Origin of the sequence: Treponema sp. OMZ 805 (genome assembly GCF_050937395.1) — a bacterium.
Lineage (GTDB): Bacteria > Spirochaetota > Spirochaetia > Treponematales > Treponemataceae > Treponema.
The window spans coordinates 338096-355635 of sequence record NZ_JACCLP010000001.1 but is presented as its reverse complement, the minus strand read 5'-3'; the positions used below and the strand labels follow the sequence as shown (position 1 = coordinate 355635).

The following is a 17540-nucleotide window of genomic DNA, read 5'->3' as shown; positions in this document are numbered from 1 at the left end:
TGAATTTCCTTACAGAACAAGCCGATAGGCTTGCAGTTTTTAGAGGTTCCCTACAATAGTTAACCACGGAGGAGATAATATGACAAAAAACAGTATCGCAGCAGGACTACTGCTCGTTATTTTCACGATGACCGGATTGTACGCACAGGCGCAAACGCCTCAGGTAAAACCGATTTTAACTGAAAAAGCTGTGAAAGGATTTATCAAAAATCATAATAAGCTGCTTGAAGAGCTCAATACCTTTCAATATGATGAGAATTCTACGGAGGCTCAATGGTTCGAAGCCTTCAGGGATGCGCTTGAAGAAGATACTCATCAAGCGGCAGCTTTTCTTAAAAAGAATCCGGCACCGAAAAAATTGCAAGCGCTTTTTCGGAAGTACGGCCTTGATGGAAAAACAGGACTATTGCAAATTATGGTAATTGTATATACCGCATTAAGCATCGAATACGGAGATTCTGATATTCCTTTTAACATACATCCGGACGACTTGAAACTCGTGCAAAAATACCGGGCAGAAGTATCTGAATTACTCAAACCGATACCTATTGAAACGGAAAACAATAGTAAATAGCTCATCATAATATCACTCACAACATTGTCTATTTATTTAGGAGATTATATATGACCATTGTACAAGTTAAGAATTTGCGCAAAACCTATCCCTTAGGGAAGGTTTTGGTAGAAGCGGTAAAAGGAATTAACTTTTCTATCGACAGCGGAGAGTTTGTTTCCATTTCGGGACCATCAGGCTCGGGGAAATCCACTACGCTAAATATGATTGGACTGATCGACACCCCGACCTCCGGTGAGCTTATTATAAACGGAGAAACAATTTATGAAGAAAAAGACTTTGCATCTCTTTCCAAACGGAAAAACAAGGGATTAAAAATTCCACCGAAGCTCGATAAGCGGATCACTCAGCTGCGCCATGAATATCTGGGATTTATCTTTCAGTCCTTTAACTTGATTCCTGTTTTGGACGTATACGAAAACATCGAGTTTCCGCTCTTGTTCGGTAAGGCCAAGGAAAGCAAAGAAAAGAGCAAGGAATGGATTGAACACCTCATCGAAAAAGTCGGATTAAGCGAATGGACGCACCATAAATCGAACGAACTTTCAGGTGGTCAGCGGCAGCGTGTTGCTATTGCCCGTGCCTTGGTTACAAAACCTGCATTGGTGCTTGCGGACGAACCCACTGCAAACCTCGATTCAAAAACCGGCGATCAAATCCTCAGTCTGATGAAAGACATGAGCCGTGAATTTAACACGACCTTTATCTTCTCCACCCATGATGCAAAAATCGTCAATATGACCGACCACCGTATCAAAATCTTAGACGGAAACGTTGTCGAGGACACGAAGGTTAATGCATAATTACGAATTTTTAATTATGAATTAAATTGAAGAGGATGCAATGAATAAAACGATTTTTAAGTTGGCGTTAAAAAATCTTTTTTCGCATAAGACAAAGACGCTGATTATTATGATTTTGATCGGACTCGGCAGCTTTTTGGTGGTGCTGGGACTCGGTGTACTGAACTTCGCGGAGCAGCAGACAAAGAACGTATGCGAAAGCGATTTCTGCGGAGATATTTTTATCACCGGTAAGCCGACGGATAAAGACGTGTACGTTACACTTGCCGGAGCCTTTAAGAAGGTGAATACGGGAAAGCTGCCGACGATGCCGTATTTATCGAAGCTCGAAAAAATAGAGGCAAAATTACATGATATGCCGGAAACAGCTGTGTATACGCGGGGGATTGTTACCGGTTACGGTATGCTTAAACCTGCCGATCTTTCCGACACGTGGGAACCTAAGGGTGAGAACTTTTCGTATATGCCGTATGCGGTTACGCTCGGTATCGAACCTTCTTCGTATAAAAAAACATTTGAGACGATTAAGGTGTATGAAGGCGCATTTCCCGATTCGGACAGCGCGGAGTTTATTATGCTGCCTGAGAAAATAAAAGAAAAGTACGAAAAATACTATGAACGGGAACTACATGTCGGCGACGAAGTGGTGGTGATGAGCTTCGGTGAAAAAGCAAAGCTGCGAAAAGTACGGGTAAGTGGCTTTTTTACGTTCGCGCATCCTGACACTGCGGTACAGTCCATCCTCTATGCGGACATCAACAGTGCACGTATGCTTGCCGGCGTAACGATGGGTGCGCGTACCGTTACGGAAATTCCGAAAAATATCGATTTAAGTTTGTCGGAAAAATCGGAAGACGAACTGTTTTCGGAGGATACCGTTGGAATCACCGAACAGGCGGAACGGGTTACCGAAAAAAGACAAACCGCTGCCGACGTGGAAGGTATTTTAGGCAGTACCGAGCTGCGCAATCAGCTCAATATGGCGGATACCGATGCGTGGCACTTTACGGCGGTAAAGCTGAAGGATTCCCGCAAAACAGCGCAGACGATTGCGGATTTGAATAAATGGTTTGAAGAAGAGGGACTTTTAGCGCAGGCACTCCCGTGGGATAAAGCGATGTCGCAATTTGCGGCCGCGATTAAGATAACCCAAGTATTAATGATAGTGGTGTTGGTATTATTGGCGGTTGTCGTACTTGTCGTCATTATGAATACACTCGTTGTTTCCATTATGGAGCGAACAGCAGAAATCGGTATGATGCGGGCAATCGGTGCAAAGAAGTCATTTGTCAGGCGACTTTTTTATACGGAATCGTTTTTGCTGTCGTTTATCGGGGCAGCCTGCGGTATTGTCTTGGCGGTTATCGCCGGTCTTATCTTTAACGCCTTAGGAATCCGTTTTTCAAATGATACCGTTGCAACGCTGTTCGGCGGCTATAAGCTGCAAACAGCCGTATCCTTTACTGCAATAGTGAGCACGCTCAACGCAATGCTTGCAGCCGGTCTTATCGCAAACTGGTATCCGGTGCGTATGGCACTCAAGATCAGCCCGTTGGAAGCTCTCAACAAGTAAAGCATTGTTAAGGAAAGATTATGAATATATTAAAGATTGCATTTCGGAATTTAAATAGACAAAAACGGCGCAGTGCGCTGCTAGTAATCGCAATTGTATTTGCGTTTTTGATTGTAACACTGATCGACGGACTGTCGGCAGGCGCCCGTAAAAGCTTGGAATATCAGATTGCAAAGATCATCGGCGGGCATGTCTATGTAACCGGGGCAGAGAAGGCAGCGGATAAGACAGAAGATGATAAGGCGAATGAATACCTTCCTCCCGAAAGCGTTGAGCTTGTGCATAGAATCATCAAAGAAGAAAAAATTGATGCATTGTATACAACCGTGCGTGCACAGCGTTACGGCACGCTGATTTTTGCCGGAAATCAGTTGACGGCTAAAATTGCAGGCTGCAAATTCGATGAGGAAGAAGCCTTACGCAACAGTTTTGCGTTTAAAGAAGGTGGATGGGAGAATGTAACCATAGAAAACGCTCTTTTTATCCCTCAAAAAACCGCCGAAGCGCTGAATGTCGCTTTGAATGATGTGATCCTCTACGAAACGACAACATTGAGCGGGCAGGCAACGGTTGCGGAATTTCAAATAGCGGGCATTTATCAAGATCAAAGTCAGTTTGATCAAATACAGTTTTATGCGAACTTCGATTATCTCAATAAAATTGCCGAAATTCCCGAAGGGTGTGTTGCTCTGTTCGGTATTTTCTTGAAAGATGAAAACCAGCAAGATGCTGTTGCGTCCATTTTTGAAAAGCGCCTTGCCGAATACGGTCCCATTACCAGCCGTGAACTGGCGGCGCAGTTTAACCCAACCTCTCCCGGGCAGGAACTGCTGCGGCAGTTGAATGAAGGAAAGTGGGACGGAACAAAATACGCCGTTATGACCTTCTACGATTTTGCGCCGCAGATGGTAACGCTTTCACAGACGATACAGTGGGTCAGTCTCGGTGTGCTGTTGGTATTGCTGCTCGTTACGATGATCGGTATTTCCAATACGTTCAGGATGGTGGTACATGAGCGGAAGGGGGAAATCGGCACCATGCGTTCTTGCGGTGTCAGCAGAGGGAAGGTGAGCCTTTTATTTCTTGCGGAGGCAGGCTTTCTTTCGGTTATCGGCGCCGCAGCGGGCTTTGTGCTTGCACTGCTCGTTATGCAGATTATCAGCTTTATCCCCATATCGATTGACTCAGTATTCAGTATGCTCACCACAAACGGGCATTTCTTGTGGATATTGTCGCCGACTGTTATCTGTCTGAAATTCTTACTGACCGCGTGTCTGGCAATTCTTGCAGCACTTGGCCCTGCAATCCGTGCAGCCAACATGATCCCTGCGGAAGCGCTGCGGTCGAGCAAGTAATCAGGATATAATGAAGGTTCCCTATGATTTAAACAGAAAAACGCATCTCGAATTTATTAAGAGGAGAATATGATGAACTACAAAATGATGATAAAAAAACATGCCGCAGTGTTTTTTGCTGCGGTCTTATGTGTACTGCCGCTCTCGCTTTCAGCGCAAATACCAAGCACGGAAGAGATGTACGGTATTTTGGAAAAGCAGTACTCAGCGGGTAACTTTGATAAAGACATAACCTGTACGCTTTCGCTCATTATCGAAAAACCGAATGAGCCAAAATCCGCTCATCAGTTTAAACTGTTCCGGCGCGATACAAAAGATCAAACGACGCTTGTACAGCTTGCGCCTGAAGCGGATAAGGGAACAGGCTACATGCAGGAAAAGAATAATCTCTGGGTGTATGATCCTACCTCACATCAATTTACACACTCGTCGCTTAAGCGTGCAATTGGAGATTCCGACGCAAGCGTTTCTGATGTAAAGAAGCGGTCGGAGTTTAGACGGACGTATGAAATTATGGATATAGGAGAAGCGAAGCTCGGTAAATTTGAGGTCTATACAGTAATGCTGAAAGCGTTGCTCTCCGATGCGCGGTATGCACAAGAAAAATACTACGTGCGCAAAACCGATCCTCTTATCTTAAAAATCGAAAGCTACGGCTCAAGCGGACGCCTCATGCGCACGACGCTGATCCCGAAATATGTCAAAATCGGTAATTATAACTGGGCTGCTCAATCCATCTATATTAACGAAATCAACAAGGGCGAAAAAACCACGCAGATACTCTCCGATTTTGACACCTCTGCAATTCCGGATGTGGTGTTTACGAAGGCCTATCTTGAAAAGATCAATTAACTTTTGCAAATATACGACGCATCTACTGCGTTGCTGCGCAAAAATAAATGCTCAACGTACAGCAAGTACGTCTCCGCTTTATTTTTGCTCGCGCCTTGTATCCGGTACCACTATTTCCAAACGCGCTGGAGGGGCAGAACCGCCACGGATGGCGGGGGAGTAAATCAGTAACGAGTTTAGACGTAAGGCTAAACTCGTAGCCACAGAATGTACAGGACGTACATTCTGTGGCGTGCCTCCGCTTTATTTCGGCTAGGCTCCTAGCAATTTCAGAACGGACAAGGATGTCCGTGGTTATAAACAGTAGCGAGATTTGTGTTATGCACAAATCTCGTCGTTGAGAAGCGTACAAGGATGTACGATTCTCAACAGGCTATTTGCAAAAGCGCTGGAGAGGTACATCTACTTCGTTACTGCGCACAAATTAATCCTCAACGTATCAAAACTGCCAAGGAGGGCAGTGGTTCTACTCAGTAGTAAGTTTTTCGTTAGAAAAACTTATCGTTGACCAGTGTACACGGACGTACACTGGTCAACAGCGCCACGGACGGCGGTGGTTCCCAGCAATAGCGATATTTTGGCTTTGCCAAAATTCGCGTTCAAAAATTGACAAGGAGGTCAATTTTTGAACTTGCCAAGTACAGCGGTGGTATTAAACAGTCGCAAGTTTTTCGCTAGATACCACTTGTTCTCAGAAAACTCAAATACTGTTGATCTTTCTCATAAACAAAACATTTCACTCTATCCAAATTTTTTATATGCATCGGTTTTTGAACGGGATAGCGTCGTGCAAGTATGCTCAACATTGTCCGCATCTGAAATCCGTGTCCTACAATCACCATATTTTTATTTTCTATAAATATAGACATCAATGCTTCGATTTCATGCTCGACTTTCTGCTTTGTTCTTTCCTGCCGCGGATTGTTACAAAACCACTGCACTCGTCCCCAGAATAGCCATCGCCATAGAGAAAGCGGCTTATCAGAATCTCGATACGAATAAATCGGTATTTCCGAAAGCTCCGGCAATTGTATCGGTGTTTTATCAGGAAAGAGCTGTGCCGCCGTGTCAATGCTTCTTTTTAACGTACTCGTATAAAGTTCAAAATGCTCCGGTAATCCATCTCTGATAGACCGAAGCTGAGAATCTCGTATCTGTTCTATTGGTGCTTTATCATACTCAGCCTGCGCCTTAGCAAAGCCCTCAGCCGTATATTTCTTTTCCCAATTAAAAAGCACGTGTGCATGTCGTATCAAAATAAGCATTATGGCGCATAACCTCATATGTTCCCGCTACAGTGTGCTTTGTGTGTGTTGAGGATTAATCTTTGTGCAGCACTACCGGAGATAGTCAGTGTAACAGAATAAGCTCTGTTAGAATCTATTAGAACGAGATAATAATGGTATGAAAAAGAGTGTAAAAAGTCAATGATAGATAACAGGACATATCTAAAAAATGATTTGCAGTATTTTATATGAGGAAAAGGAACAGGTCGTCCAACTGATACGGCATGTTGTTTAATCAATATGCTGAAAAATCAAACATTTGAAACACTGCCTTTTGTAAAAAATAGCAACTGCTTAATCAACAGAATCGCTACTGTACCGCCAATGTTGTACAATGAATGATGGGATACACAGTTCTTAACTACAATCTTTTTTTATGCAGATAGACAAATAGAACAATTATAAATGACACGGATTGGGCAATTGCAATTCTTAAAAACATCAATTCATCACATCCTGTAGAAGAAACAATATGAAAAATATTGATGATTGTATTATTTACAAAGTGATCACCCATTGCCATATAAATAGAGCCGGTCAATTTTGTTAATAAAGCAAATTTAAATCCGATAAATCCGGAAGCAGTAACCAACAGAATAATATTTACATACATACCTTCAATACTGCTGCTGCCGTCAAAATAGTTTCTTACAGGTCCGATAAAATGCCATAACCCAAACAAAACAGAAGTAATAAGCACAGATACAAAAAATGTATGATTTTTCTCAAGCATTTTTGTAAACAGGCCTCTGAATATCCCTTCTTCCATAATCACATTAATGATATTCCCGATAATACAAATTACAAAAAAGAGTAGTGAAGTTTGATTTCCTATATTTTTATCTACAGAATAAGAACTGACATATAATTGTAATGACTGAAAATTTTTATTTGAAACAGCTATAACAATCTCTATACTATAAGCTAATACATATATACAAATTCCAAACAGCAATCCCATCAATGTATATTTTACAGCTCTATTTTTATTAAATCCGATATCTTGCGCTTTAAAGTTATATAATTTAGCTGCTATGAATAAAACAACTATCCCTAAAAGTTTGTGTAAAAATGCCTCTCCCCAAAATGTTTGATCCGTACGAATAATAAAATACTCTATAAATCGGAATATAAAGCACAATATATAAATCACGAGTACGGCAAACAAGGATTTATTGATTTTCGTCATCTCTTATTTTCTCCACATTTTATGCTTCTACATTCCAATTTTCTGAGTGTTCACGCTCACTCATGTATTGCCGTACTTCTGCAGCAGTTAACTTGCGTACCTGTGTATGCGGATACTCTTTATATTCTCCGATGGTAAAAAGAGGTACAGTGTGCTTGCATTGCTTGTCTTTGTGTTTCTTTAAAAATAACAACACATCATTATATGAAGGAAAAATTTTATAGGATTTTTTCCCATTACTGTTTTCTATTTCGTAAATACCGCAGGATTGTTTTTTCGTATAATCCGCTGTCCGTAAATAGAGCTTTGCAATTTCCAATGACTTGAACGGGAAATTCCATCTTTGTAATCCACGTTTTGGATCACGATCAATACAAATACACCGTCCGCATGTCCCGCAAATATATTGTGTATGATGTTCCAAACAGTCTACAGGATTAAGCAATGGGGTAATTCTATTTTCGTTTACATAACACTCTTCACACATAGAGATTCTCCTTTTAAGCTTTAGCCCTGCTCTTTGCCGTCACACACGGAACATCGATACGCAGCACCGTAACCGATGCTGCCATCTGTTCGGTTATTTCAAAGTCTCTGCCGCTTTGAGTTTTCATCATAAGCTGCAATCCCACAATCTTTTCCGCAACATCTTCAACAATGACCGCTGTTCCGTCTCCCATAACGCTTGCATACTCAGAACCGTATTTACACGGAATACCGCCGCCTGAAACAATTGCAACATTCGTTTCAAGTTCAATAAAAACACACGGATTCTTTTTGAGAATATCGAGTTTCCGACCTTCTTTTGCGCAGTGCACATAGAGAGTCAACGTACCGTCGGCAAATACAAAACCATACTGCATCGGTACTACATACGGACGGTCATTATCGATCATTCCGATATGCACCACCTTTGCCTGTTCAATAATCGACTTTATTTGTTGATAATCTGTTACTTCTCTGTCAGCTCTTCTCATAAACAAACCTCTCTGTTACATATTATAACCGTAAACACACATATCCGCTACCTATCTACCAACTCATTACGATCCGTTATATATAGAAATCAATACCCCAGCGCAGCACATCAGGGCATTAAACTCTCTGCACAAGTATCAATATCTTAAGTTATCCGTACTTTTGCCGATGCCTTTAATATGAGCTTCTCACAACTTTTTACCTTGATAAAGAATGTGGTTATTTCTCCCGAAGTGATTATCATTACTGTACTACTTATATTATACTTAAATCTTGTATTCTATATTGTGCAGTATCAAAAACCGAGACTTCCCTCACTACAAAGCAGACTCCAGAAAAATTTACAGAAGTCGCCGACAGAAGCTAAAAAGGATACGACAACAACCGAGAAAACAAAATAAGAATCGGAAAGTTTAGAAATACCTTAACATACGAGGTTTTTTTTAAAATGCAAAGCTATCACCTTATATATGATCAGCTGTAAGATTAGACGGAACATTTTTGAACTTAAAACTCTGCCGCTGGATAGGTGAAGCGCCGTATAACCCGATAAGAGATCGGTGCAGTTTTGTCCCATAGCCTTTATGCAGATCGTAGCGATAGAGCGGATATTGTTTATGATATTCCATCATACGATGATCCCGCTCGGTTTTAGCCAGAATAGAAGCAGCCATCACACACGGATACCGCCCGTCAGCCTTAGGCTCCGCAATAAGTTTGAAATTACCGCCAATATCAGGCAGTTGATTACCGTCAACAATAACCGTTAAATCCTTTTCGTTATCGGCAAGCGCATTTGAAGTCTTTCGCCCATACTGTGCAAATAGAGCCTCAAACGCTTCCTTCATTGCAGCAAGCGTTGCTTGTAAAATATTGATTTTATCTATTTGTTCTGAAGGAACCGATGCAATCTGCCAATACAATGCACCATCAAGAATAGCTGTCCGCGCGATTTCCCGTCGCTTCGGGGATAGCTTTTTTGAATCATCCAATATAGAAACATCAAAGGAAGCGGGCAAAATAACAGCGGCAGCGTATACAGGACCTGCCAACGCTCCCCTCCCCGCTTCATCAATACCGCAAAACAACATCACGTATTTTTCCTGTTCTGTTTATTTTAACCGTCCCCGCCACGATGCGCATTTATCTCTATGATGCGTTATCTACGAACAAGTGCTTCCTCAAATCCGGTTAATTCAACAGATTCCGGCAATTCGACTTTAGAAGCATTATCGGCAATGACGGCCGCATCCATCATTTCAAATAAAGGCGAGGTATACGAGCATTGCAATTTTCGCACTTTTACGGTTGAACCGGTAAGCTCAGCCAGTCTTCCGGTATAATGCGCAGCAAGACTACAAACTGTATCAGTCAGCGTACACTGTGTTTTTACAAAATCAAAACATAACACCATTAATCCCGATGCCGAAAAAGTACTACGCAGCGCGGACACGGTACTTTTTTTAGCACGCACCAATACAGCCTGCGCACTTTGTTCGGAAGTAAAAGACGTGTCGGTACAGGACATACGACTATCCCGCAGAATCACTGCATCGCCACCCTCTCGTACATCAATTGCAACCTTATTCAGCGTAACGGAAGCGTTTGAACCGTATAAAACAGGAACAGTACGAGGTTCGGTAAACCGTTCCGACCGCTTTATCGAACACCCTTGTATCTCCAACGAAGTATGTTCAACAACAAAACCGGCATTTTCTCCAAACGTAATTACAGGAGCATTCTCGCTGATTATCTTAATCGGAACGGTAAGAAATAGAGCTTCTTCAACATACACATTGGAACGAAGAAAAACAGAAACCGGTGCAGGTTTACCGTTTTTTACAGGAGCTTCTTGCCGATTTATCCGGTCATAGGCTGCTGCAACTGCTTGTTCAAGAGAGCCGAACGGACTATCAGACGTACCTCTTTCAGCAGTTGTTTTGGCGGTAGCATCTACATAAATGGCTAAACCATTTTTCGCAGCAAAAAGGGAAAGAGAACAGAGAAAATAAATAAAAAAGCAAAATAGCGGCTTACTATTCCTATGCATTGTTTTTTTATAAAACACCCTTAAAAATTTCACGCAATTCGGGATATTGCGCATAGTAGTGCTTTTCAAGTTCCTCTGGAGTTAAACCGGTCAGTTCATGGCTCATATAGTGAATCCACCGGCTGTCTTTATCGGAATGGATATCATGTTTTCTGCACCAATAATCCGGCTGAATAGGTTCGCTGCTCTTCCTATTATGGAAAACCTTATAATCATGTACGGCTATCTTTATATCACGCCGTGGAATACCTTTTTCCAAAAAAGCCGACACAAGATAATTGATTGTAGCACCGCTATCAAAAATATCATCGACCAACAATATCTTATCACCGCTCCGCAAATGTTCCGGTGAATATGTCCATCCGTCAATCATCATCTTTGACTGTTGATTGGCATCGGAATAAGAATGAGCAACGACAGCGGCATACAAAATAGGCTTCACATCTTTATTCACTAACTTAAACCATTCATGAATGGCATTCCCCAAAGATGAACCGCCTCGTAGTGAAACATATATCACATCAGGAATAAAACCATCCTCCCAAATTTGGCGTGCCAAACGGAACCCGTTATTACGAACCGTATCATAGGGTAAAAATTCTTTGCTCATAATCTCTTCCTTGCTTTACAATGTAGACTTTATTCCAAATCCGAATACATCAATCGCAGCCATGTCAACATGGTTGTTCAATTTTGAGGAAAATTAATAGTGATAGGAAATAAAGCTCTCATTTTCTTAGTATAACGATTTCAAACTGCTTATTCAAGAGACGTTTCAACTATCAGATTTAAATACGTATGATAAATCATCCACCGAATTATTGCATGGTAAAGCACATAAAAAAAGCTGCCTCCGTTATATTCGGTAGCAGCTTTCTAAATCTCAGTGTATTTGCAAGACTATTTAAAATCTTTAGGTCGACGTTCAATACGATGACATTTTGCACATTCAGCGATATTTTTTATTTTTCCGTTTTCAACCATTGTTTTTAACACAACTTCACCGCCGCACGGACAGCTAAACTTCTGCGTAGCGACAGCAGTACGGGAGTTTTTACTTGCACCAGCCATACCTCAAGCCTCCTCATGAAAAATTTCGTCCCCTAATATAGAAAATTTATGACGGGCTGTCAAGTCCCTGAAAAACAGTCCCTGAAAACTCAGGTTTTGTAATCTATTCTCTTTTATGATATACTCGCTTTATGTTACAAAACTATCCGGCGTTTCTCCAATCTGTACAGGCACGAGTGCACTATAAGCAAAAACTTTCCGAAGGCACACTTCCGGTATTCCCGCTGCTGATATTGGCGTGCTGTCTTTGGTGTTTTTCAGGATGCACAACTGTTCCTACCACCTACACGGATACGCCGTATCAGCCTATCACTCGGGAAGAAATACGCTGGCATCCTCTATCACCGGGTATTGAAGCAGCCGATATACATGATTCTCAGCTCCCGCTCATAGTCCATATTGTAAAAATAGATTTACTCAATCCGTCCATCTCCGTTATAACTTCGGAACCGGCTCTCTTTACAAACAACCGAGGGCGTATCCGCGGAGAAACGACCCGGGATTTTGCATCAAGGCACAATACAATCGTTGCTTTTAATGCCGCTCCATTCAAAACGCGATCGCTGCTTTTCAGCCTATACCGCACTATCGTCGGCATTCATGTTACGGATTTCCGGCGGATGAGTATGCCAAACGAACGCTACGGCGCACTGCTTTTTTATGCGGATAAAACTGCCCGTATTATCGATTCTCAAACGGAAGATGTCCTATCGGCAAGTGTCCGCCATGCAGTGGGGGGATTTTGGACAATCCTTCGGAACGGCAGCGTATTACCTCAAAAACTTCACCGCCGCGATTCACGAACTGCCGTCGGCCTTGCCGATAACGGGAAAACACTCTTCGTCGTAGCGGTAGAAGGGGAAAACAAACGGAAAAGCAAGGGGCTTTCTTTTGAAGAAACTGCAAACCTGATGCGGGAATTAGGATCCGACGATGCGCTTCAACTTGACGGCGGCAGTTCAAGTTCGTTGATTCTACAGGAAAACGGAGAACAGCGCATTGTATCTCCCACTCGTAACTTGAATATCCATATCCGTACTGCAAGTAACATCGGTATTGTTATTGAATAATGAGGTCGGTTCAATTTTAAGGTTTGCCATTATCTTATAAACGGTGTAAAATAGAGAGAATACGGAGGTAGCTCGTATGAATGAAGTGATCAATGCAATTTTAACGCGAGTAAGCATACGCACATTTACCGATCAAAGAATTGAAGATGAAAAACTAAAACTTATTGCCGACTGTGCAAAAGCGGCTCCAACGGGAAAAAACAGACAAGCGCGAAAATTTACGGTTGTACATAATCGGGAAAAAATTCAACAACTTGCACAGGCGATCGCAAAAGTGCATAACCGCAGCGATTACCATATATACGACTGCGATGCCATTCTCTTGATCAGCTTTACTGAGGATGATATATACGGCCAATGCGATTCGTCTTGCGCAATCGAAAATACGTATTTAGCAGCGGAATCTCTTGGATTAGGTGCGGTCTGGATAAATCAATTACGCGATAAATGCAATGAACCGGGAATCAGAAAGATACTCGATTCCTTCCATATCCCGCGAAATCATGTAATATGCGGCTTTGTTGCGTTGGGATATCCTGCAGAAAAACCGGCGCCGAAAGAACGAACGGAACCGGTAGAGTTTATACAATAGATCAACTCTAAAAACTGAGGTTTTAGGAGTTCCCACAACGAGCTGCTAAAACCTTGTCCAATTTTTTAGAGTTCTCGACAGGAAAATGTATTATGAATGAAAAAATCGCTATTCTCGGTGCGGGGTCATGGGGAACGGCAATAGCCTGCGCACTCGGTCGAAACGGACATCGCGTTATGCTCTGGAATCGGAGTGAGGATGTATGCTCAAGCATCAATACCGAGCATATTAATAAAAAGCATTTACCGAATTACGTCTTACCGCCAACAATCTCTGCCGATACCGATATGCAGGAAGTATGCAAAGATGCAGCGGTACTTTTTTTAGCAAGTCCTTCCCTCTATTTAATGGATGCCGTAAATCAGCTCTTAACGATTTCTCCTTTCAATATCGATACCGGTACACAGTCATATCCGCTCATCGCAGTGCTTACCAAAGGATTTATTCCTGATGAACACGGAGAGCCACACTTAATCATCGAATCCCTTGAAAACAAACTGCCCGATTTTTATCGGGATCACCTCGTCTATGTCGCGGGTCCGAGCCACGGAGAAGAGGTCGCTGCAGGAAAACTCACCGGCCTCATTGCCGCTTCAAAGAATCCCTTAAGCTCCATCCGGTGCCGCGAAATCCTTAAATCGCGCAGCCTTCTGGTATATTCCAGTCTTGATATCGTAGGCGTACAGGTATGCGCAGCGACAAAGAATGTAATTGCCATTGCATTCGGTATGCTTGATGCACTAACCGAACACTCCGACTTTTTCGGGGACAATACAGAATCTCTTTTATTGGCAGCCGGCTTAAATGAAATTCAGATTATCGGGAGAGCAATGGGCGCAACACATCCGGAAACATTCACATCGATTTCGGGGATCGGGGACCTTGATGTTACCTGCCGAAGTAAATACGGCAGAAACCGCAAATTCGGTCGAGGAATCATCAACGCAGCTGCCTTAGACACGTTTAATGGCATCGATGACCTTATTGCACGAATCGGAACTATCGGCTATTTACCGGAAGGCATCGTCGCATGCGCATACCTTAGTCAGATCGCCGTAAGATACGATTTAAAGCTGCCGCTCTGCACCGGACTCTACAAAATTTTGAACAAAGAATTATGCCCGACGGAGTTTATCGAAAATCTTTTAAATGGAACAAAGAATTAAACGCATACAAGGCAATTGCATCAGACACTATCTTGAATATTCCACGGAATAAATAGGCTGTTCAACCAGAGTTTCGCTGCTATGCAGCTCAAATGGTTGCCTAACCTATTTATTCCGCGATTTTATCTATTTGTCTGATGCAATTGCCTTTCTTCTAAAAATAAACTGCGCAAAATTTTATCCAAAATTTTGCGCAAAAGGAAAGCAGCCGCTTGAAATATCTGGTGCGGTTACTCTTGCACCACACCAGACACTATATGCTGTAATAAATAGAAAAAAAGTGCATGATGCTTCCGGCGAGTACAAAGAGATGCCACACACCATGCATCCATTTTATTTTTTTCATTGCATAAAAAATGCAGCCGACGGTATAGAGTACACCGCCTAAAATCAAAAAACGGAAGCTTAATAGAGGGAGCTGTTCTTTAAGCGGCTTTGCAGCAAATATAATAAGCCACCCCATCGGAATATAGGTAACAACCGATAACACGCGCACTCTGCTCCCGAATATCGCATAGAGCACAATACCGACTACGGCTAATCCCCAAATAACGCCAAAGATAGACCATCCGACCGCTCCCCGCAGCGCAGTAAGACAGTAAGCTGTGTAAGTACCGGCGATAAGGATATAAATTGAACAGTGATCGAATATGCCGAATATCTTTTTTGTACCGAGCGGTAAAGCATGATAGAGTGTAGAAAACAAATAGAGAATAATTAACGAAGATCCGAATATTGTAAACCCGACAATGCACCGCGCTCTATATTCCTCAGGCGCATAATGAACGGCACGGATAATAAGGAGCACCAAACCGGCAATCGAAAGCAAGGTTCCAATGCCATGTGTTATTGCATTGACAATTTCTTCACCGGTTGTATATCGTTTTGTAATCATATACGCCATCATCGCCCCTATAAAAAACAAAACACTAAAACCTATCCGTTTTAGTGTTTTAATTCTATGGAATAACGGATTTTTAGTCTTTAATATTGTAGCGTTTCTTAAAGCGATCAATACGTCCGGCGGTATCTACCAACTTCTGTTTACCCGTAAAGAAAGGATGACAAGCAGAACAAATTTCAACTTTAATATCTTTCTCTGTAGAACGGGTCTGAATAACATTTCCACATGCACACGTAATCGTTGTTTCTACATAATTGGGATGAATATCTTTTTTCATTATAACACCTCTTACACACTCCTCCAAAAGGAGCACTACTTACCATTTCAGCATCAATCAGCCAGAGCCGTATTATTGCATGGTTCCGGAATTCATCAATTTCAAGAACACCTCATTATTCTTACTTTTCTTCATTTTGTCAAGAAGTAAGTCCATAATTTCGATATCATCCATCGGGTTAATGACCTTTCGTAACAACCAAATTCGCTGCAAATCAGCCTCGTTAATCAAAAGCTCTTCTTTACGGGTGCCTGACTTCTTAATATTGATTGCTGGGAATATACGGCGATCGGATAACCGGCGATCCAAGTTGATTTCCATATTACCCGTTCCTTTGAATTCCTCAAAGATAACCTCATCCATACGGCTGCCGGTTTCTATCAGAGCGGTAGCAATAATAGTCAAACTGCCGCCTTCTTCGATATTACGGGCAGCCCCGAAAAAGCGCTTGGGTTTATGCAGTGCATTTGAATCGACACCGCCGGACAGCACCTTACCGGAAGTCGGCACCGTTTGGTTATACGCACGGGCAAGGCGTGTGATGGAATCGAGCAAAATAACCACATCCTTTTTATGCTCAACCAGCCGCTTCGCCTTTTCCAGTACCATTTCTGCAACCTGAACGTGCCTTGTCGCCTGCTCATCAAAGGTTGACGAGATAACTTCACCGTGGACTGTCCGCTCCATATCGGTAACTTCTTCCGGACGCTCATCAATCAGCAAAACGATGAGATATACTTCAGGATGATTTTGCGTTATGGCATTCGCGATTTGCTGCATTAGAATTGTCTTACCGGTGCGAGGAGGAGCGACAATCAAAGAACGCTGCCCTTTTCCGATCGGACAAAACAAATCCATAATGCGGGTTGAGTAAAGTTCACTTGTTGTTTCCAGATTGAGTTTTTGGCGGGGATACAGCGGGGTAAGGTTATCGAAAGGAATGCGGCTTTGAGCAATGGATACATCTTCAAAGTTTACCGACTCAACCCGTAGCAGGGCAAAAAAGCGTTCTCCTTCTTTAGGTGAGCGGATTTGCCCGTATACGGTATCGCCCGTTTTAAGGTTGAACAAGCGAATCTGGCTCGGCGAAATATAAATATCGTCGGAACCTGATAAATAGCTATTCTGCGGCGAACGCAAAAAGCCGTAACCATCGGGTAGAATTTCCAAAGCGCCTGAGGCAAAAATAATGCCGCCGTTTTCGGTATGATGTTTCAGGATAAAAAAGATAATTTCCTGCTTCTTCATCGCAACCATATCTTCATGCGGTATACCGTACTGTGCCGCCAAATCACGCAAGGCATGCATACCCATACGTGTTAAGTCATTGATAACCAGTTTCAGTTTGTTTTCATTGTCTTCGGAACCGTTATTTCCATCTATAGCGGCGGAATCCGGCGTTCGGTTGTAGGTTCTCCGCATAGAAGATTGGCGGCGCGGTCTTTTCTCTCCCTCAGGAACACTTCCCTCACCGGTTGATTTTCTACGCATACGAGATCGTACTACTAATTTTTTTTCAGACGATTCATCGGGTGCAGCAGGATGTTCTACACCATTGTCTGTTTCATGTATAAACCTTTCGGTTTCAGAGGACACGGTACCCGCGGCCTCTTGTTGCTCAAGATTCAACTCAGGCTGTTCTGAAAAATCCGGAGCGGCTCCGTCAGCAGTAAAAGGCGAACGGCGTACTTTTAAGATTGTCATAAAATTTCTCCATAGTAAATTTTAATTAAAAAATATCAAGAAGATACGGAGTATTCTTTAAGAAAGATTAGCTTTGATAAGTTGGTTTAGAAAACA

At 42.4% G+C, this 17540-nt stretch carries 19 protein-coding genes; 8 read left to right on the top strand and 11 right to left on the bottom strand.

All coding sequences use genetic code 11. The features are described 5' to 3' along the window. The first annotated feature begins 79 nt into the window (after positions 1-79). From HGH47_RS01620 to HGH47_RS01600, 5 genes are all read left to right on the top strand, one after another. Positions 80-574, top strand: a complete 495-nt coding sequence (locus tag HGH47_RS01620) for a hypothetical protein (protein WP_212565052.1) — start codon at positions 80-82, stop codon at positions 572-574. Positions 575-624: 50 nt separating this feature from the next. Further along, complete coding sequence (locus HGH47_RS01615; protein WP_016524007.1) at positions 625-1377, top strand: ABC transporter ATP-binding protein; 753 nt, start codon at positions 625-627, stop codon at positions 1375-1377. A 40-nt stretch (positions 1378-1417) separates the two neighbouring features. After that, complete coding sequence (locus tag HGH47_RS01610) at positions 1418-2950, top strand: ABC transporter permease (protein WP_432909874.1); 1533 nt, start codon at positions 1418-1420, stop codon at positions 2948-2950. Positions 2951-2970: 20 nt separating this feature from the next. After that, positions 2971-4305, top strand: a complete 1335-nt coding sequence (locus tag HGH47_RS01605; protein WP_212565053.1) for an ABC transporter permease — start codon at positions 2971-2973, stop codon at positions 4303-4305. 72 nt (positions 4306-4377) lie between these two features. Further along, entirely contained in the window at positions 4378-5157 is a 780-nt protein-coding gene (locus HGH47_RS01600) for an outer membrane lipoprotein-sorting protein (RefSeq protein WP_016524010.1), read from the top strand. 674 nt (positions 5158-5831) lie between these two features. On the opposite strand, the gene HGH47_RS01595 is transcribed toward HGH47_RS01600, so the two are convergent. From HGH47_RS01595 to HGH47_RS01560, 8 genes are all read right to left on the bottom strand, one after another. Beyond that, positions 5832-6422, bottom strand: coding sequence for a histidine phosphatase family protein (locus HGH47_RS01595; protein ID WP_212565054.1), 591 nt, complete (start codon positions 6420-6422; stop codon positions 5832-5834). A gap of 382 nt (positions 6423-6804) precedes the next feature. Then, positions 6805-7632, bottom strand: coding sequence for a CPBP family intramembrane glutamic endopeptidase (locus HGH47_RS01590; protein WP_016524012.1), 828 nt, complete (start codon positions 7630-7632; stop codon positions 6805-6807). Positions 7633-7651: 19 nt separating this feature from the next. Next, the gene (locus HGH47_RS01585; RefSeq protein ID WP_016524013.1) at positions 7652-8119 is read right to left on the bottom strand and encodes a hypothetical protein; all 468 of its coding nucleotides are present in this window, start codon (positions 8117-8119) and stop codon (positions 7652-7654) included. A 13-nt stretch (positions 8120-8132) separates the two neighbouring features. Beyond that, positions 8133-8609 (bottom strand): pyridoxamine 5'-phosphate oxidase family protein, encoded by a 477-nt coding sequence (locus HGH47_RS01580; RefSeq protein WP_016524014.1) that lies wholly within the window; start codon positions 8607-8609, stop codon positions 8133-8135. Positions 8610-9074: 465 nt separating this feature from the next. Next, positions 9075-9701, bottom strand: coding sequence for a ribonuclease HII (locus tag HGH47_RS01575; protein ID WP_212566586.1), 627 nt, complete (start codon positions 9699-9701; stop codon positions 9075-9077). Between the two features lie 68 nt (positions 9702-9769). Further along, positions 9770-10660 (bottom strand): hypothetical protein, encoded by an 891-nt coding sequence (locus tag HGH47_RS01570; protein WP_212565055.1) that lies wholly within the window; start codon positions 10658-10660, stop codon positions 9770-9772. A gap of 7 nt (positions 10661-10667) precedes the next feature. After that, a complete protein-coding gene (locus HGH47_RS01565; RefSeq protein WP_212565056.1) occupies positions 10668-11270 on the bottom strand; it encodes a phosphoribosyltransferase in 603 nt (200 codons plus the stop codon). Positions 11271-11560: 290 nt separating this feature from the next. Next, complete coding sequence (locus tag HGH47_RS01560; protein ID WP_006188141.1) at positions 11561-11731, bottom strand: hypothetical protein; 171 nt, start codon at positions 11729-11731, stop codon at positions 11561-11563. Between the two features lie 131 nt (positions 11732-11862). On the opposite strand from HGH47_RS01560, the gene HGH47_RS01555 reads away from it, so the two are divergent. The 3 genes from HGH47_RS01555 (at position 11863) to HGH47_RS01545 (ending at position 14559) form a co-directional block, all read left to right on the top strand. Next, positions 11863-12801 carry a phosphodiester glycosidase family protein gene (locus HGH47_RS01555; protein WP_212565057.1) on the top strand — a complete coding sequence of 313 codons (939 nt, stop codon included), beginning with the start codon at positions 11863-11865 and terminating at the stop codon, positions 12799-12801. 76 nt (positions 12802-12877) lie between these two features. Further along, a complete protein-coding gene (locus HGH47_RS01550; RefSeq protein ID WP_212565058.1) occupies positions 12878-13393 on the top strand; it encodes a nitroreductase family protein in 516 nt (171 codons plus the stop codon). A 92-nt stretch (positions 13394-13485) separates the two neighbouring features. Next, positions 13486-14559 carry an NAD(P)H-dependent glycerol-3-phosphate dehydrogenase gene (locus tag HGH47_RS01545; protein ID WP_212565059.1) on the top strand — a complete coding sequence of 358 codons (1074 nt, stop codon included), beginning with the start codon at positions 13486-13488 and terminating at the stop codon, positions 14557-14559. Between the two features lie 253 nt (positions 14560-14812). Here the strand turns inward: HGH47_RS01545 and trhA are convergent, their stop codons facing one another. The 3 genes from trhA to rho all read right to left on the bottom strand — a co-directional run bounded on the left by trhA (position 14813) and on the right by rho (position 17444). Continuing rightward, positions 14813-15463 (bottom strand): PAQR family membrane homeostasis protein TrhA, encoded by a 651-nt coding sequence (gene trhA, locus HGH47_RS01540; protein WP_212565060.1) that lies wholly within the window; start codon positions 15461-15463, stop codon positions 14813-14815. A 73-nt stretch (positions 15464-15536) separates the two neighbouring features. Then, positions 15537-15740: a 50S ribosomal protein L31 gene (rpmE, locus tag HGH47_RS01535; RefSeq protein ID WP_016524023.1), complete on the bottom strand. Its 204-nt coding sequence runs from the start codon at positions 15738-15740 to the stop codon at positions 15537-15539. A gap of 72 nt (positions 15741-15812) precedes the next feature. Then, entirely contained in the window at positions 15813-17444 is a 1632-nt protein-coding gene (rho, locus tag HGH47_RS01530; RefSeq protein WP_212565061.1) for a transcription termination factor Rho, read from the bottom strand. Positions 17445-17540 lie beyond the last annotated feature (96 nt).

Excerpts from the sequence above, each read along its gene's own strand:
- HGH47_RS01620 (WP_212565052.1), top strand. The coding sequence starts at position 80 with ATGACAAAAAACAGTATCGCAGCAGGACTACTGCTCGTTATTTTCACG.
- HGH47_RS01615 (WP_016524007.1), top strand. The coding sequence starts at position 625 with ATGACCATTGTACAAGTTAAGAATTTGCGCAAAACCTATCCCTTAGGG.
- HGH47_RS01610 (WP_432909874.1), top strand. The coding sequence starts at position 1,418 with ATGAATAAAACGATTTTTAAGTTGGCGTTAAAAAATCTTTTTTCGCAT.
- HGH47_RS01605 (WP_212565053.1), top strand. The coding sequence starts at position 2,971 with ATGAATATATTAAAGATTGCATTTCGGAATTTAAATAGACAAAAACGG.
- HGH47_RS01600 (WP_016524010.1), top strand. The coding sequence starts at position 4,378 with ATGAACTACAAAATGATGATAAAAAAACATGCCGCAGTGTTTTTTGCT.
- HGH47_RS01595 (WP_212565054.1), bottom strand. The coding sequence starts at position 6,422 with ATGCTTATTTTGATACGACATGCACACGTGCTTTTTAATTGGGAAAAG.
- HGH47_RS01590 (WP_016524012.1), bottom strand. The coding sequence starts at position 7,632 with ATGACGAAAATCAATAAATCCTTGTTTGCCGTACTCGTGATTTATATA.
- HGH47_RS01585 (WP_016524013.1), bottom strand. The coding sequence starts at position 8,119 with ATGTGTGAAGAGTGTTATGTAAACGAAAATAGAATTACCCCATTGCTT.
- HGH47_RS01580 (WP_016524014.1), bottom strand. The coding sequence starts at position 8,609 with ATGAGAAGAGCTGACAGAGAAGTAACAGATTATCAACAAATAAAGTCG.
- HGH47_RS01575 (WP_212566586.1), bottom strand. The coding sequence starts at position 9,701 with ATGTTGTTTTGCGGTATTGATGAAGCGGGGAGGGGAGCGTTGGCAGGT.
- HGH47_RS01570 (WP_212565055.1), bottom strand. The coding sequence starts at position 10,660 with ATGCATAGGAATAGTAAGCCGCTATTTTGCTTTTTTATTTATTTTCTC.
- HGH47_RS01565 (WP_212565056.1), bottom strand. The coding sequence starts at position 11,270 with ATGAGCAAAGAATTTTTACCCTATGATACGGTTCGTAATAACGGGTTC.
- HGH47_RS01560 (WP_006188141.1), bottom strand. The coding sequence starts at position 11,731 with ATGGCTGGTGCAAGTAAAAACTCCCGTACTGCTGTCGCTACGCAGAAG.
- HGH47_RS01555 (WP_212565057.1), top strand. The coding sequence starts at position 11,863 with ATGTTACAAAACTATCCGGCGTTTCTCCAATCTGTACAGGCACGAGTG.
- HGH47_RS01550 (WP_212565058.1), top strand. The coding sequence starts at position 12,878 with ATGAATGAAGTGATCAATGCAATTTTAACGCGAGTAAGCATACGCACA.
- HGH47_RS01545 (WP_212565059.1), top strand. The coding sequence starts at position 13,486 with ATGAATGAAAAAATCGCTATTCTCGGTGCGGGGTCATGGGGAACGGCA.
- trhA (WP_212565060.1), bottom strand. The coding sequence starts at position 15,463 with ATGGCGTATATGATTACAAAACGATATACAACCGGTGAAGAAATTGTC.
- rpmE (WP_016524023.1), bottom strand. The coding sequence starts at position 15,740 with ATGAAAAAAGATATTCATCCCAATTATGTAGAAACAACGATTACGTGT.
- rho (WP_212565061.1), bottom strand. The coding sequence starts at position 17,444 with ATGACAATCTTAAAAGTACGCCGTTCGCCTTTTACTGCTGACGGAGCC.